This window comes from Arthrobacter sp. UYCu511, from assembly GCF_040547105.1.
Classification (GTDB): Bacteria; Actinomycetota; Actinomycetes; order Actinomycetales; family Micrococcaceae; genus Specibacter; species Specibacter psychrochitiniphilus.
On record NZ_JBEPPB010000011.1, the window covers coordinates 88,603 to 104,349 of the forward strand.

Below are 15,747 nucleotides of genomic sequence, written 5' to 3' on the forward strand. Positions count from 1 at the left end.
TCAAGAGGCCGCCCACCCATTATCTTGAACGGTGACCGTGCAATCCATAGCTGAAATACAGGGAACCACTCCCCTCAACCCCGGAGACGATCATGACCCCCGAGAATAATGAAAATAACGAAGAAATCCAAACCTCGCATCAGGCTCCTGAACAGTCCGGAGCTACGGATCGTGAAGACACAGCAGAGGCGCCAGTAGATTTGCCTTCTGCGGAAGCTCCCATCACTGACGAAAATTCCGGTCCAACCCGTGCTGATCGCGAGTCATTTTCTTCTGAACCCGACCAAGACGCCACCGGCGGCAAAGAATAACAATCAAAAGCACTGGCCAGTTTCCACCATAGCGCGAGTTGTCAGCCAACGTGGGTAACGGACGGATGTGAGTCAGTGAATGCTGGCCCGGTGTGCCGCTGTTGACGGCGATTTATTGGGCGCTCCCGGTTGTCAGCAGCTCAAGAACAGCGCTGTCTCGTTGGCGCTTCGGCGCAGCAACTTTGCCCTGTTCAAACAGCGCAATAACACGAGGATTGACGTAGGATTCTTTGGCTATGGTGGGGGTGTTGTGCAGCCATACGGACGCGTCCCGAATAGCTGCTGTGACAGCGTCAGGGGATGAGGCGCCCAAACGATGGGAGCGAGCCAGCGAAACGGCAGCAACCGCCGTACCTTGCCAGGTTCGGAAATCCTTGGCGGTGAAGCCGCTACCCACTATTCTGCCCAGATACGCGTTAACATCTGAATCGGAGACGGAGTGCCACTGTTTGCGGCGCCCACTCTTGACCGGAAAACACAACGCGGGACCTTGGCGCGGCTTGGCTGGCATGGTGGTGAAGTACTCCCCCAGCAACGCATCCGATAGTTGCACGTCCCACGCACCCGCTGACTTGCCCCGGAACACCAGCCGGATCTCGGAGCCTTGGACGCTAACGTGCCGCCGCTGCAATGTTGTGGCGCCAAAGGAACCGTTTTCATCGGCATAGGCGGCCCCGCCTACTCGCAACCCGGCACTGTCAATGAGACGCACCGCTGCTGCGAGCGTCCGCCGCTTGGCATCGTCTTGTTGTTGGAGGTCCCGTGTCACCGTCCGGCGCATGCTGGGCAGACGCTGGGCGAAGGCCAGCGAACGGATGAACTTCTCATCATCGCGGAGTTCTCGCCAGCGGGGATGATAAATGTACTGGGTGCGGCCTGCGGCGTCCACCCCGGTAGCTTGAATATGCGCCCGTGAATCTGACGCGATCCAAACCTGCTGCCACGCCGGCGGGACAGCTAGCGCATCAATACGGTTGATTAACTTTTCAGAGCTGATTCTCCGCCCATTTGCCGAAACATAGCTAAATCCACGGCCTGCGATCTTGCGAGATATCCCTCCAGATCCAGGTTCTACTCGGAGCAATTGTGCAGTCATTATTCTCTCCCCCTTCGCAGATCTTCTAGGACTTTTGATAACCCTATTATCGTTAACTGTTCATTGCCTAGAGCCTGTGCTCTGCGAGAAGCTTGTCCAGGGCGTTTCTTGCCCCGGTGACCCGGCGTTGGCATTGGCATTGGCGTTGACGCAATTGTGCCCCGCACTGCAAGCAGTGCGGGGCACAATAAGTTCTTTGCACCGGCAGCTTCCAGAGCCCAGTGTCAAGAGGCAGAGTGTCAGGCGGCAGAGTGCCAAGAGACAGTGACTAGTTGCTCAGAGCTCAGCTCAGATGCTCTACTCCGACGATGTGGCCGAACCTTCGGCTGTGGCGCCACCTTCGTCGGTCCAGTCCTGACCTAGTCCGTCATTGAGCGCGGGATCCGATTCGACGTCTTTTGGCTCGGGGGTCTGCGCCACTTCAGACGCTTCTTTTCCTACTTCAGGTTCACCAGCGCTATCCTCCATCAGCTTTTTGTCAACGCGGGGGCTCTGGGTGGGGTCAAAGTTCTCTGTGTTTGACATGGTGTTGCTCCTATTTTCGATGTGTAGGCTGTTGTTCCGCTGAGTTCTACTTTTTCTTCGTCTTCGCCGCGGCGGACTTCTCCGTGTGCGTCTCAGCGTTGAGGAGTGTCCCACCGGAATTTTCCAGGTGCGCGCGCATGAACCACTGGAACAACTCCAGCTTCGCGGTCTGCCCAATCAGCATGTCCTCAGTGATGGGATCAAGTTTTCCAATAACAGAGATGGCGTCGCGGTGGCTGGAGACCACACCTTCATAGACAACGTCCAGAGCGGCCAAATGCTCCATAGTGGAGGCTCGTCCAAGCGCGTAATCGTCCCAGTCCCGATCTCTCACCAACGCTCCGGGTAAACCGTTAGGCGAATCGCCCAGAGTAGCAATACGTTCCGCTGTCTCGTCAATCATCGCCCGGACCAGTTCAATCTGAGGGTCAAGCATGGTGTGAACACCAATGAAATCCCTACCCACCACATTCCAGTGCGCATGCTTCAATGTCAGTTGGAGATCATTCAAGGCGTGGAGCCGTCCTTGCAGGGTGGCTGCCACTTGGTGACCGTCCGCAAGGGACAGGCCAGGGACCGTAAATTTCGCTGTGGAAGTTGTCTTGGAAACCATGGAAACTCCTCTCAAAGCGGCCGCTCTCAAACGGCCGGTGTAGTTCTTACGGTAACGATTCGATCACAAGAACGCCAGCCCAGCGGGGCACCGGCCCGGCGCACTAGCTGCTTAGCTGCTTAGCTGCTGTATGAAATCCGGCTCAGAACATTATTGGAATGAATCCAGCCACAGTACACAGGATTGCCACAGACACGAGTATCCAGCCGATGATCAAAAAAGGGTTATCGTTTCGGGGCGGCTCCAGCCCCCACCGGACAGGGTGGCAATGATCGTAATGGATCTCGATTCGGGTGCCAACATCCACTCCTTGGGTCTCGCCGTGATCGTGCAAGGAGACGTGCGGCATGTCTTCACTGTCAATCCAGCGGAAGCCTTTATATCCGCCGGCCTCGAACACCTCGGCAGTGGTGTTGATCCATTGGCAACGGCGGTTGGCCACAATCCAGCCCACAATAACTAGTGGAATGCCGAGTACAAAACCCACCCACGACATCACTTCCAGCATCGGGCCAAAAGCGTCTGCGGGTCCGTTCATGCTCTGATCTTACGCGGAAGGTAGGTGCTGTGCTGAAAAACCGGCTGTGCGGGAGCGTTGCGTTTAAAAAAGGATGACATCCGCTGTTGGCGCCGAGAGCGGACTTTAGCAGGTTCGCCGCACTACTGAGAGCAGAGAAGGGCACGATGGAATCAAAGCCTGCGCGGTCAAGGCAATGAGCGTCTATTGTGTGCGGGCGAAAATGCACCACTGAAAGCATCTCCCCCAGGACTAAAGCGCAGGTCAGACCACTTACGTACGTGAGCTCCAGCGATCATCCGGCGGGGGGTCCGTTCAGCGCTACTGTGGCTGGCGTAGAGTCCGTTTTGATATTGCACGCATAAGAATTTTGCGGATCTCGTCGAACCAGAGCACAGCCGATCCGAGTGCCACGCATGCGGCCCAGTGAGTGAGATCCATGGACGCAGTTCCGAAAGCCAATTGAAGGATCGGGACTTGGACAACAAGGATCTGAAGCGCCACGCTGAGTGTTATGGCACCCCAGAGCCACTTATTCGCGAACAGCATCCGGAACGCGCTGGTCGTCTCCGAACGGGCGTTCAACGCGTTAAACAGTTGGGCGAATACTAAGGTGGTAAAACCGGCCGTGCGTGCAACGGTGAGCGTGTCATTACCCTCGACGAGACCTCCTGGCAGGAAAAGATCGATGGTAAACAGCGTTGCCAATGCCATCACCAGCCCAATGGAGAGGATCCCGCCCCACATACGCGCGTCGATGGTCCGGTCGGTTAGTTTGCGCGGCTTCCGCGCCATCACGTCGTCAACCTCAGGGTCGAGTCCCATCGCAAGGGCGGGAGTTGAGTCGGTGATCAGATTGATCCACAGGATCTGGGTTGCGATCAGCGGCAGGACCAGCGCATCGCTACTGGCGTCAGTGAGTCCAAGGACACCGGCGAAAATAACGCCCAGAAAAACCGTGAGCACCTCGCCGAGATTTGATGAGAGCAGGTAACGGAGGAATTTTTTGATGTTTTCGAAGATCACCCGTCCTTGACGAACCGCCGCCACGATGGTGGCAAAGTTATCGTCGGCGAGGATCATGCGCGCGGCACCCTTGGTGACTTCGGTTCCGGTGATTCCCATCGCGACGCCAATGTCCGCAGACTTGATTGCGGGGGCGTCGTTGACACCGTCACCGGTCATCGACACGATTTGCTGATCGGCCTGCAGGGCGTCGACAAGGCGAAGCTTATGCTGGGGCGAAACGCGCGCGTACACGGATATCTCGCGTGTGAGATTGCGTAGGTCGCGGTCGTTGAGAGTGTCTATTTCAGCTCCGGTCACTGCACGTGCCGAGGGTTCGATAATTCCGAGCTCGGCTGCAATCCTTGCCGCAGTCGTTGGATGGTCGCCAGTGATCATAATGACGCGGATACCCGCGCGGTGCGCTTCGGAGATCGCCTTGGCAGCTTCAGGTCTGGGCGGATCAACAATTCCAACAAAACCTGCGTAGACGAGGTCCTTTTCAAACGACGGGTCGACGGCGGTTGCTGAGACTGCGGTGTCGAGCACCCGATAGGCCACACCAAGGGTGCGGAACGCCTGCGCCGACAGTGCCTCAATCTCATCGAGCGCCTCTTGCCGGAGAGTCTCGGTCAGGGGGACTGTGCTCTCACCTACCTGAAGCCGGGTGCAGCGGCCCATCAGCACATCGGGGGCACCCTTGCTTAGCAGCAAAAGAGCCCCATCGGCCTGGTCCTGATGCACAGTTGACATCAGCTTCCGCTCCGAGGTGAAGGGAATTTCCGCCTGCCGTTCGAAGTGAACCACCCGCTCCATGGTGCCCTCAAGCTTGCGAGCCGCCACAAGGAACGCAGCCTCGGTCGGATCACCCTGAATGTGCCACTCGCCGTTATCTTCAGAGAGCTGGGCATTGTTTGCAAGGGATCCTGCGCTGAGCACCAGCTGCACCTCAGCGCGGAGGTCCCCGGATAGCTCCTCACCAAGGCTGAGTACCGAACCTCTGGGGCGGTACCCGGCACCAGTGAGGCTAGCCCGTCCCGATGCGGTGACCACGCGTTGGATCGTCATCTCATTACGTGTCAATGTACCTGTCTTATCGGTGCAGATCACCGACGCCGAGCCGAGCGCCTCAACTGCGCTGAGCTGTTTCACGACCGCATTGCGCTTTGCCATGCGCTGAACGCCAATCGCGAGTATCACCGAAAGCAGCGCAGGGAGCCCCTCTGGCACTGCAGCCACCGCGAGTGAGACCCCCAGCAGCAATACTCCAACGAGATCGCTCGGAGCCGAGATGCCCTCAACCAGAACCACGGTGAGCATGACCACGAGAGCGACTATCACGACGATGATGCCGAGCAACTTGCCGATGCGGTTGATCTCAACTTGCAGTGGCGTTGGTTCTTCAACGGTTGCGTCAACCATTCCGGCGATCGCCCCGACCTCCGTCGACATCCCAACCGCCGTAACAGCCGCACGCCCAACGCCCTGGGCAACGGATGTGCCTTTGTAGACCATGTTCACCCGATCACCGAGCGATGCCGGCCCCATCAGGGTCGCCGGGTCCTTGAATACCGCTTCACTTTCTCCCGTCAGGGAGGCCTCTTGGATATGTAAAGAACTCGCCGTCAGTATCCGGGCATCGGCTCCCACCGCGTCTCCTTCGCCCAGGACAAGTACATCTCCTCGCACCAGATCTGCGGACGGAACGGTCCTGAGTTCACCGCCCCTCCAAACCGTTGATGTTGCGGCAGTCATCCTACTCAGCGCGGCCACGGCGTCTTCGGCCTTAGCTTGCTGTGTATAGCCAAGGATGGCGTTGAGAACGATGATCGTGGCGATCACGACGGCGTCGACGGGCACACCCTCGGCACCTTCCACGACCCAGACGACCAGCGAGATCGCGACCGCTGCGAGCAGCAGATAAATCAACGCATCCTGAAACTGGGCTATGACTTTCCGCCAGGCTGGCACCGGGGCTTTGCCACGCAAGTCGTTGGGACCGTCCACTAGGAGCCTCCGGGCAGCTTCTTCCTCGGAAAGTCCTGTCCTCGGGTCCACGCCCACCCCAGCCGCCACCGCTTCAGCGTCGAGAAGGAACGCATCGTCCGGTGGCATCGGTACGGTGAGGAAGTCTGGCATTCCATCCCCTTGCATCCTGAAGCGTTGTCTTTGCATATTGGCGAGCTAACTAGAATTCGAGCGTATGTCCTGCACGCAGCACCACTGTATCCTCTTCCCTCACCTTCAGGGTTGTGTTCTCTTTCGGAACCAGTCAGCGCAACAAAGTGGTGCCTGTATGGCTGTGCGAAAAAGTTTCGGAGTGTGCTCGCGCTGACTTGAATCGGGACCTCTGATGCCAGAGCCTTGCAAGTAACCTGGCCACCTGGCCCAGACCCGCCCCAGACGCTGCCCTGCCAGACCCGAGACGCGCACTGTGGATCCCGCAGACGCGTGGCGCCCCAAAAACTAGGCAACCACTAAAAGCGTCATACCCTGCCAAACTCCCTCCATTCAACATCTTCTACGCATAAGACCGTTCGATGCCAGCGGATGTCATTCCGGTTGCGCGCAGGGCGCATACTGCGCGTTCCACTCAGCAAATAGGGCCATAGGCTTTTTTCTGGCGAGCAGACGCGCGGCGGGCCTACCCACCTCCAATGGGCGCCGTCCGGATGCGCACAGGTCGGTCAAGTTCCGGCCACATCTGGTTGGTTTTTCACAACATTCCGTACCTTAAACACCCTCAGCAGGTGGACACTGACCCTCCTCGGGTGGGCACCAGTGAAGCTAGGCCAGCGCTTGCGCTGTGGCGGAATAGGTGCGGACGGCAGGACGGCAGGACGGCAGGACGGCAGGACGTGATCCTCGATCATGCGGAAGTTGAAGGTGGGCGAGAACTCAAGGCTCAGAGAGCTTACGCCGGCCAACATCGGAAAAGTCCTCGGGGTAAGCGGCGCCACGGTGTACCCAACTTCCGTGGATAATACGCCGGGGCCGTGGGCGGTGAAGGAGGCCCAGATGCTGCTTTAGCAAACGTGTCGCTATGATCTGCAAGTTGCCTCACTATCTTCAATCACAGTGCACAGGCGCTGGCACAGACGTTTCGAAGCAGTCTTTTGGTAGTGAAAGAAAACCACACTTTCAAACGATCAATCGATATGGGCACCTTTTTAGATTCGAGGGTCTGCGGCGTTCGCGTGCAAGGTGCGTGGGCTAGTGTCAGGTATAGGCATACTCCCGCGAAACCCATTCCGGAGGAAAATACCACTGACGAGCTCCATGCGGTCCTGGCAATGTCTGATTCCCCGTCCAGGCACCTTTGGATCGCACACCGATAATCGGCTATAACCTTCACCGGAAATCACTTCCGCCAGAGTTCCCATCGTCCTTCAGAGGAGAAAATGATGAAGATCCAAGAAAATGATACTTTTCCGATTCCAGCACAGGGCCCGCTCACCGCTGAGCAGCTGCAGCGTCTGGATGCTTGGTGGCGAGCGGCGAACTACCTCTCTGTCGGCCAGATCTATCTGCTGGATAACCCGTTGCTGCGGGAGCCATTGACACTGGAGCACATCAAACCGCGCTTGTTGGGCCACTGGGGAACAACGCCGGGGCTGAACCTGATCTACGCGCACCTGAACCGTGTCATCAAGGCCGGGGACCTGAACGCCATCTACGTGACGGGACCAGGACACGGCGGTCCAGGGCTGGTGGCCAACGCCTACCTCGACGGAACCTACAGCGAGGTCTATCCAGACATCAGCACCAACGAGGAGGGGCTTCGACGTCTGTTTCGCCAGTTCTCCTTCCCGGGCGGGATCCCCAGTCATGTAGCACCGGAGACCCCAGGGTCCATCCATGAAGGCGGAGAGCTGGGGTATTCGTTGATGCATGCCTACGGTGCGGCCTTTGACAATCCAGATCTCTTGGTGGCCTGCGTTATTGGGGATGGGGAAGCGGAGACCGGACCGCTGGCTGCCAGCTGGCACTCCAACAAGTTCTTAGATCCGGTCCATGACGGTGCGGTGCTGCCGATCCTGCACCTTAATGGTTACAAAATCGCCAACCCCACCGTTTTGGCGCGCATCCCCGATGAGGAACTGATGGCCCTGATGAAGGGGTATGGGCACCAGCCGTATCTAGTCAGCGGTGACGATCCTGAGCAGGTGCATCAGCAGTTCGCCGCGGTTCTGGATCACGTTGTAGCCGAGATCGATCGCATCCAGCACGATGTCCGGCACGGTGCCGTGACGCAACGGCCTCGCTGGCCGATGATTGTGTTACGCACCCCCAAGGGATGGACCGGACCTAAGGTAGTGGACGGGCTGCCTACCGAAGGCACTTGGCGCTCCCACCAGGTGCCACTGTCCGGTCTCCAGGACAACCCGGAACACCTGCGTCAGCTCCAAGACTGGCTGGCCTCCTACCATCCGGAGGAACTCTTCGACGCCGAGGGTGCGTTGCGGCCCGAGCTGGCCGATCTTGCCCCTAAAGGTGTCCGCAGGATGAGTGCAAACCCGGTAACAAATGGTGGTCTGGTCCTGGAACCACTCCACCTACCGGACTACCGCGACTACGCCGTCGCGCTTGAATCGCCGGGGACAACCGTCGCAGAGGCAACCCGGGTCTTGGGCACCTACCTGCGTGAAGTCATCGCCAACAACCCCTCCACGTTCCGCCTGATGGGACCCGATGAAACAGCCAGCAACCGGCTCGGCGCCGTCTTCGAGGCCACCAACCGCGTCTGGCAAGGAGAAACGTTACCCACAGACGAGGGCCTAGCCCGGTCAGGGCGGGTGATGGAAGTCCTTTCTGAGCACCTGTGCCAGGGCTGGCTAGAAGGCTATCTACTCACTGGACGGCACGGCATGTTCTCCTGCTACGAGGCGTTCATCCATATTGTGGACTCAATGGTGAATCAACACGCCAAGTGGCTCAAAGTCGCCAACGAAATCCCGTGGCGAATGCCGATTGCCTCATTGAACTACTTACTGACTTCCCACGTTTGGCGCCAAGACCACAACGGGTTCTCCCACCAAGACCCAGGCTTCATAGACCACCTGATCAACAAGAAATCCGAAATTGTCCGCGTCTACCTGCCCCCGGACGCCAACACGCTGCTCTCGGTGGCAGATCATTGCCTGCGCAGCCGCAACTACATCAACCTCATCGTTGCCGGCAAGCAGCCGGCACTGTCCTACCTCACGATGGACGAAGCGGAACTGCACTGTCAGCGCGGGCTGGGCATCTGGGATTGGGCAGGCAACGAAACCCTTGCCACTGGTCCAGGAACGGGCCCTGCCGGGGTGATACCCGATGTGGTCATGGCGTGTGCCGGGGATGTTCCAACCCTGGAAACGCTTGCCGCCGTAGACCTGCTGCGCCAACACTTGCCGGAGTTGACTGTCCGGGTGGTCAACGTGGTGGACCTGATGCGTTTACAGCCGGAGACTGAGCACCCGCACGGGCTCCCGGAGGCAGAGTTTGACGCTGTCTTTACTGTCACTGCGCCAGTGATCTTTGCTTACCACGGCTATCCTGCACTGATCCACCGTCTGACCTACAGCAGGAATAACCACCAAAATTTCCATGTACGCGGTTTCCGTGAGGAGGGCACCACTACCACTCCGTTCGATATTGTCATGCTCAACAGTCTGGATCGATTCCACCTGGTGATGGACGTCATCGACAGAGTCCCGGGCTTGGCCGAACGGGCTGCCGGGCTGCGTCAGCGGATGGTTGATGAACGTGTCCGCGCCCGCGCTTGGACCCGGGCCTACGGAGAGGACGATCCGGCCATCAGCGGCTGGAGTTGGCCCCATGCCCAGACTGCTGCGCCGGCGGTGGATGGCTCCTAATGCACCGAGGGAACTTGCACCGCCTGCCGCCGGCACCAGAGCCTGAGCATGGGCATGGGAGCGCCGGTAGTGTCTGCGGCTATGCAGCGGTCATTTTCGACATGGACGGTGTGGTCACTGACACCGCCGGGGTCCATGCGGCGGCGTGGAAGGCGCTCTTCGATCAGGTCCTTCCTCGGATCGATGACACGCAAGTACCCTTTGACGCGGAGCAGGACTACCGTGCCTTCGTTGATGGGCGGTCCCGGGAGGACGGGGTGAGAACGTTCCTGGCCTCCCGGGGGATTAGCCTGCCTGAGGGCAGTGCTGAGGATACGCCCGAGCATCTCACTGTCAACGGATTGGCCACCCGCAAGCAGGATTTCTTCGCCGCCGAGCTGAGCGAGGGTGGGGTGACGGTCTTTCCTGATGCGATGAAGCTGCTGCAGGACCTGGCCGCGGGGCAGGTGCCCGTTGCGCTGGTGACCTCAAGTCGCAACAGCGCAGGGGTCCTTGATGCCGCCGGGATTACAGACCTATTCCCTGTCCGGGTCGACGGCACGGATGCATTGGTGCTGTCCCTGCCAGGTACACCAGATCCTGCCATGTTCTTGGAGGCCGCCCGCCGCCTCCAGGTGGCACCGGCCGATGCCGCGGTGATCGAGGACGCCGCGGCCGGGGTCAAGGCAGCCGTCGTCGGCGGCTTCGCCCTGGTAGTGGGAGTGGACCGCACCGGCACCGGTGAGCAGCTGGCCGCCGCTGGTGCGGACGTGGTGGTCCGGGACCTAACCGGCCTACAGTCTGGACTTGCAGATGCTGCAGCGGACCCGGATGCTTCCTGGAGCGGGGGCGCCAAGACAGGCACTCCAGGGGTGTGGAACCTCGTTTATGACAAGTTTGATCCAGAGCAAGAAAGCACACGGGAGGCGCTGTGCACCCTGGGTAACGGGTATTGGGCCACCCGCGGTTCAGTGCCGGGTAGCACGGCGGATGGCGTGCACTACCCGGGGACTTACTTGGCCGGTATCTACAACCGGCTCATCAGTGACGTGGCCGGTCGGAAGGTCGAAACCGAGCACCTGGTCAACGCCCCTGACTGGTCCTTCCTGACCGCCCGGCCGAAGGACGGGCCCGTCCTCCGTCCAGGCATTGCGGAGATGCTCAGCCACCACCAAGACCTGGATCTGCGCAGTGGGGTGCTGACCCGTATCAACTGCTACCGTGATGCAGCTGGACGGAAAACCCGGATCACCTCCCGGCAGTTTCATTCTTTGGATGACCCACACTTGGCGGCCTTGGAAGTTACCCTCGAGGCCGAGAACTGGTCCGGCGAAGTGGTCGTTGAATCGGTAGTTAATGGCGCCGTGGCCAACCGCAACGTGAGGGCAGACTTTGTTCTTGCCCATGAGCATCTGGTCCCGTCCGGGTCTGTGGTACCGGACGCTGAAACGGTGATCTACGAGGCTGCAACCAGCCAGTCCGGTATCAAGATCGCCACTGCTACGCGCACGCGAATCGGAGCCGACGGCGGCGCCACCCACCGCCGGTTGATTCAAGAGTCAGCGCGCGCCGGGCACCAGATCACGCTGCGCCTAGCACGTGGAATACCAGTAACAATTGAGAAGATTGCCGCGGTAGCGACCTCCAGAGACCGGGCTGTCTCCACTGCTGCGCTCGACGCCGGTCACAGGATCGACCGGGCTCCGGGGTTTGGGGTTCTGCTGGTCGCCCACGCCAGCAAGTGGGAGGAGCTGTGGAACCGGTTTGGAATCCAGCTGCAGACCAGACCCAGGCAGTCGTTGGCCCTGAACCTGCACGTTTTTCACGTGTTGCAGACCGTCGCTGCCGCCAGTCCTGACTTGGATGCTGGTCTTCCTGCCCGGGGCCTGCATGGGGAGGGCTACCGCGGTCACGTTTTTTGGGACGAGCTATTTGTCTACCCGATGCTGACTCTCCGGCGGCCGGAGCTGACCCGAGCACTGCTGCTTTACCGGTTCCGTCGCCTGGACTCTGCCCGGGACGCTGCCCGTGCCGAAGGCCTTGCCGGAGCGATGTTCCCCTGGCAGTCCGGCAGCGACGGCCGCGAGGAAACACCGGCAGAACTCTTCAACCCCCGTAATAGAACGTGGATGCCGGACAACTCTCACCGGCAACGTCACGTCGGCCTGGCGGTGGCCTACAGTGTCTGGCAGTACTACCAGGCCACCGCCGATCTGGGCTTCCTCACCGACTACGGGGCAGAGATTCTCGTGGAGGTGGCCCGGTTGTTCGCCTCCCTTGCCGTCCATGATCTAGGTGATGACCGTTTTGACATCAGCGCAGTGATGGGACCTGACGAATACCATGATGGCTATCCTGATGCCCCAGGACAGGGACTGCGCAACAACGCCTACACCAATGTGCTGGCCGCGTGGGTATTGGCACGTGCCGCCGAGACGGTGCAGCTGCTGGCTGGCCATGATTGTGACCTTTTCCAGCACCGGCTCGGCGTGGAGCCAGAGGAAGTTGCGCACTGGGAAAGGATCAGCCGGCGGTTGCGCATCCCCTTTCATGAAGGAGTGATCAGTCAATTCGAGGGCTACGAGCATCTACAGGAATTCGACTGGGACACCTACCGGAGCCGTTACACGAACATCGGCCGGCTGGATTTGATCTTGCAGGCCGAGGGTGACACCACTAACCGGTACAAGCTCTCCAAACAGGCAGATGTCTTGATGCTGTTCTACCTTTTTTCCGCTGAGGAACTACGCGAAATTTTTCTCCGCCTGGGATATCCGCTGCCGCCGGACCTCATCCCGGCGACGGTCCGCTACTATCTGGCCCGTACCAGCCACGGCTCGACCCTGAGCAGGCTCGCCCACGGCTGGGTGTTGGCCCGTACCAACCGTGCCCGGTCTTGGTCACTGTTTGAACAGGCCTTGGAAGCGGACCTGGCAGACACTCAGGGTGGAGCCACCCGAGAAGGTATCCACCTCGGGGCCATGGCCGGGACCGCTGACATGGTGATGCGCTGTTATGCCGGTGTGGAAACTCGGCAGGACGCTCTCTGGCTGCACCCGGTCCTTCCCACCGAACTGACTGCGGTCTCGTTCCAGCTCAGCTACCGAGGTCAACCTGTCAGCATATGCCTAACCCACGACCTGCTGAGCCTGCGGCTAGCTCCATGTGCCGCCGATGCCATCGATGTCTGTGTCCAGGACACCCGGAAAACTCTTCGCCCCGGACAGATTTGGGACGTGATTTTAAGGCCTGTAGCTGCGCGTACCTGGCCCCGCTCTCCCAACGGCCACGGAACGTCGAGCATTGGAGGATGACGCGGTGGCTGGCTGGCAGGGCACCTCCGCATGACGCTGAACTGCGAAGCCATCCAACACAACCGCATTCCGTGGACTAGCCTCAGACGAGTCGCCTGAGGCCGAGCCCGTTGCGTTTGAACACCAAAGCCATTTGAACGCGAATAGACGGGGCTGAAACCGTCCCCGTCACTGCCAAAAGCCCCGTAAATCCGTACTTTTGGTCTTCCAAAACTCCAGGGCCTCCTATCAGATTCGTACCGACGCCCGCGGCTTGCTAATCAGGGGTCAATACAAACCTGGCCCGCGGGAATTATGGGATAAACCGCAAATTTCACGGAACGGATCGTCAGCGCACCGACGCGGGAATTTGCTGACCGTCACACCTGACGCTGGTCTTGAGCACCTTTCTGCCCTCGATCGCATCGGGTCGGATAGGTGTGACGGCGACGCCACTAAAACGTGGCTTGATTCGCGGGACGGTTCACGATTTGCTGCCAGCTTTACGAGGTGGCCGACAAGACTAGATGGCTTCGTAGCCTGACTCAGGTCGGGCCGCCCAATCGGCCGATCGGAGGCAGCCCAGGCAGTTTGTCGACGGTTGCCAGGATTCGCAGCACGTCGTGTGCCGCTTGTCGGTTTGACTCTTCGAGCTGCAGCCATCCGTGGTGCGTCGGAGACTCAAGCGCAGAAAACAGGGCGTTGAACCTCTGCCTATCAGAGCCCTGACGCGCCTCGACGATGGCGTAGGGATCTTTGATACATGCGCACAGCACGGCTGCGTCGTCCAAGTGCCGGCCGCGGTCCCGTGAATCCGTCATGTAGGCAGCACCTTTAAGAACGAGGGCGCCGTGCAGGTTGGGGATGCTCAGCCGCGTCTGGCCACCGTCATCGCCTGTGATCATCACGTTTACCGTGCGCTGGAGAGCCTGGGTACCGCCCTCGATCTGGAACGGCTCCCTGCCGGCCATCTTCGTGATGTTCCGCGGTGCCGTGTGGTCTGCGATCATGACGTCGACCTGCTGCTTACCGCGAAGGAAGCGGTGGGCTGGTGCGCCCTTGTCTATGGAGTGTTCGATCTCGTAGCCCAGGGCGCCGAGTGCCTGTTGCATCTTGGGAGCAGTGGTCGCCTCTGTCTCGATGTGCAGCACCATGTCCACGTCCGTGGTGGCTCGGCTAACGGGCAGACCAGCTGCTGTTGCGTGTAGCTGAACCATGAGTCCGCCGACAAGAGTCCACTGTTCTGAGGGGATCGCGGCGGCCAACTCCATGCATTGTGGCCAAGGTGACGTCCACCCTCGGACCGGTGTCTCAACAGTCCAGGTTTCGCGGTCAACCACGATTTACTTCTTTCCACTGTGTGAGGATTTCCTTGAGCATTTTCTCGCCGGCAGCCCTCTCCCGGGAGTTCAGTGATTCCATCAGGTCCACGGCAATGGCGGCATCTGGGGTGCCGGACCCCTCGAAGCCGTACCTAACATCGACGACGTGCATGATGATATTCCCGGCAGGGTCCTCCACCAAAGAGAGGCCGTTGACAATCATCGGCGCCCTGATTGTGTCGAGGTAGCCTTCCAGAACATCAGTCCGTCCGGCGGCCAGCCCGAAGCGTTCCGCAACCATTGAATCGTTCAGGGCAGTAGTTCCGGTAGGCAGGAAGTAATCTGCAGCGCGGGAAATGCCAGAAGGTGCAATGCGGTAGCGCTTCACCTGGTCTTTGGTGCCTACAGCGGCGGCCAGTTCGTCAGTGTCCATTATTTTGAGGCGTTGCTTGAGTCGGTAGCGGGCCGTCGCGTCAATCCAGTGCGGAATTCCGCCTTCGATGATGTTGAGCGCGGCCCAAGCCGTCGCGGCATTCCAGCTGCGCCCCTTCAGGGTGCGCCGGTTTTTGTACCGCTGGACTGAGGCGCTATCGATAAGAATCGAGCGTCCAGCCCGGCCAGCGACAAGCAGACCTCCACTCTTCAAGAGCTTATGGACCATAGCCCGTGTGGCCACCAGCTCTTGGGCAGCTTCCTCTGTAGTCATCCACGATTGAACCATAGGCATAATGGTATACCAGCATGAACCATTATGAATAGATGTATTGGTGCATAACGATCTACCAATACGCTCATACCTAAGCGAGGCAGTCGCGCAGTCATGGGCGGCACCATAGAACGGAAGTATGAACGCATGCCTCCTCCACGCCACCACACATCAAGAAAACGTTCCCAGAGTGGTCGCCTCTCAGAACAAGAGACGTAGATCGGAGCTTTCATCCCCGTGGCACCAAGGCCAGGCTATCCACCCGATCAGACCCAGTCAAAATACGTTGTCACCGCGATCAGGCACTTCATTCGAACCGAAACAGCTGGCGTTGGAGGATCGGAATTCCAACCGTGCGCAAACACCAACGAAATCTATAACCGCAAGTCAGAGCATGTTGAGCACTAAAAAACGATCGTCAGTTATCAAAACTTATGAACCCCGCTGTCCTACCAAAGGGCCATTTGGGTCTGTCAATAGGGTGTTTTGGCGTTTTCCTGCATGGCCCGATTGCAACAACGA

At 59.3% G+C, this 15,747-nt stretch carries 10 protein-coding genes; 3 read left to right on the top strand and 7 right to left on the bottom strand.

What is annotated here, in order from left to right:
- Positions 1-92 precede the first annotated feature (92 nt).
- On the top strand, positions 93-311 hold the full coding sequence (locus ABIB48_RS14465; RefSeq protein ID WP_110107173.1) for a hypothetical protein: 219 nt from the start codon (positions 93-95) through the stop codon (positions 309-311).
- Positions 312-423: 112 nt separating this feature from the next.
- On the opposite strand, the gene ABIB48_RS14470 is transcribed toward ABIB48_RS14465, so the two are convergent.
- The 5 genes from ABIB48_RS14470 to ABIB48_RS14490 form a co-directional block, all read right to left on the bottom strand.
- A complete protein-coding gene (locus ABIB48_RS14470) occupies positions 424-1,407 on the bottom strand; it encodes a DNA topoisomerase IB (RefSeq protein WP_110107174.1) in 984 nt (327 codons plus the stop codon).
- A gap of 297 nt (positions 1,408-1,704) precedes the next feature.
- A complete protein-coding gene (locus tag ABIB48_RS14475) occupies positions 1,705-1,932 on the bottom strand; it encodes a hypothetical protein (protein WP_315914905.1) in 228 nt (75 codons plus the stop codon).
- Positions 1,933-1,978: 46 nt separating this feature from the next.
- The gene (locus tag ABIB48_RS14480; protein ID WP_354213433.1) at positions 1,979-2,545 is read right to left on the bottom strand and encodes a Dps family protein; all 567 of its coding nucleotides are present in this window, start codon (positions 2,543-2,545) and stop codon (positions 1,979-1,981) included.
- A gap of 142 nt (positions 2,546-2,687) precedes the next feature.
- Positions 2,688-3,083, bottom strand: a complete 396-nt coding sequence (locus ABIB48_RS14485; RefSeq protein WP_110107177.1) for a hypothetical protein — start codon at positions 3,081-3,083, stop codon at positions 2,688-2,690.
- Positions 3,084-3,383: 300 nt separating this feature from the next.
- Positions 3,384-6,206, bottom strand: coding sequence for a cation-translocating P-type ATPase (locus ABIB48_RS14490; RefSeq protein ID WP_110107178.1), 2,823 nt, complete (start codon positions 6,204-6,206; stop codon positions 3,384-3,386).
- 1,262 nt (positions 6,207-7,468) lie between these two features.
- On the opposite strand from ABIB48_RS14490, the gene ABIB48_RS14495 reads away from it, so the two are divergent.
- Both ABIB48_RS14495 and ABIB48_RS14500 read left to right on the top strand, forming a co-directional pair.
- Positions 7,469-9,925: a phosphoketolase family protein gene (locus ABIB48_RS14495; protein ID WP_110107179.1), complete on the top strand. Its 2,457-nt coding sequence runs from the start codon at positions 7,469-7,471 to the stop codon at positions 9,923-9,925.
- Entirely contained in the window at positions 9,925-13,218 is a 3,294-nt protein-coding gene (locus tag ABIB48_RS14500) for a beta-phosphoglucomutase family hydrolase (protein WP_354213434.1), read from the top strand. The genes ABIB48_RS14495 and ABIB48_RS14500 overlap by 1 nt, the downstream gene beginning before the upstream one ends.
- A gap of 524 nt (positions 13,219-13,742) precedes the next feature.
- On the opposite strand, the gene ABIB48_RS14505 is transcribed toward ABIB48_RS14500, so the two are convergent.
- Together ABIB48_RS14505 and ABIB48_RS14510 are read right to left on the bottom strand one after the other, a co-directional pair.
- Entirely contained in the window at positions 13,743-14,468 is a 726-nt protein-coding gene (locus ABIB48_RS14505) for a hypothetical protein (protein ID WP_354213435.1), read from the bottom strand.
- A 61-nt stretch (positions 14,469-14,529) separates the two neighbouring features.
- Positions 14,530-15,225 carry a helix-turn-helix domain-containing protein gene (locus ABIB48_RS14510; RefSeq protein ID WP_354213436.1) on the bottom strand — a complete coding sequence of 232 codons (696 nt, stop codon included), beginning with the start codon at positions 15,223-15,225 and terminating at the stop codon, positions 14,530-14,532.
- Positions 15,226-15,747: the final 522 nt, after the last annotated feature.

What these genes read in the sequence shown, in the direction of transcription:
- ABIB48_RS14465 (WP_110107173.1), top strand. Translation starts at nt 93, where the DNA reads ATGACCCCCGAGAATAATGAAAATAACGAAGAAATCCAAACCTCGCAT.
- ABIB48_RS14470 (WP_110107174.1), bottom strand. Translation starts at nt 1,407, where the DNA reads ATGACTGCACAATTGCTCCGAGTAGAACCTGGATCTGGAGGGATATCT.
- ABIB48_RS14475 (WP_315914905.1), bottom strand. Translation starts at nt 1,932, where the DNA reads ATGTCAAACACAGAGAACTTTGACCCCACCCAGAGCCCCCGCGTTGAC.
- ABIB48_RS14480 (WP_354213433.1), bottom strand. Translation starts at nt 2,545, where the DNA reads ATGGTTTCCAAGACAACTTCCACAGCGAAATTTACGGTCCCTGGCCTG.
- ABIB48_RS14485 (WP_110107177.1), bottom strand. Translation starts at nt 3,083, where the DNA reads ATGAACGGACCCGCAGACGCTTTTGGCCCGATGCTGGAAGTGATGTCG.
- ABIB48_RS14490 (WP_110107178.1), bottom strand. Translation starts at nt 6,206, where the DNA reads ATGCCAGACTTCCTCACCGTACCGATGCCACCGGACGATGCGTTCCTT.
- ABIB48_RS14495 (WP_110107179.1), top strand. Translation starts at nt 7,469, where the DNA reads ATGATGAAGATCCAAGAAAATGATACTTTTCCGATTCCAGCACAGGGC.
- ABIB48_RS14500 (WP_354213434.1), top strand. Translation starts at nt 9,925, where the DNA reads ATGCACCGAGGGAACTTGCACCGCCTGCCGCCGGCACCAGAGCCTGAG.
- ABIB48_RS14505 (WP_354213435.1), bottom strand. Translation starts at nt 14,468, where the DNA reads ATGGAGTTGGCCGCCGCGATCCCCTCAGAACAGTGGACTCTTGTCGGC.
- ABIB48_RS14510 (WP_354213436.1), bottom strand. Translation starts at nt 15,225, where the DNA reads ATGACTACAGAGGAAGCTGCCCAAGAGCTGGTGGCCACACGGGCTATG.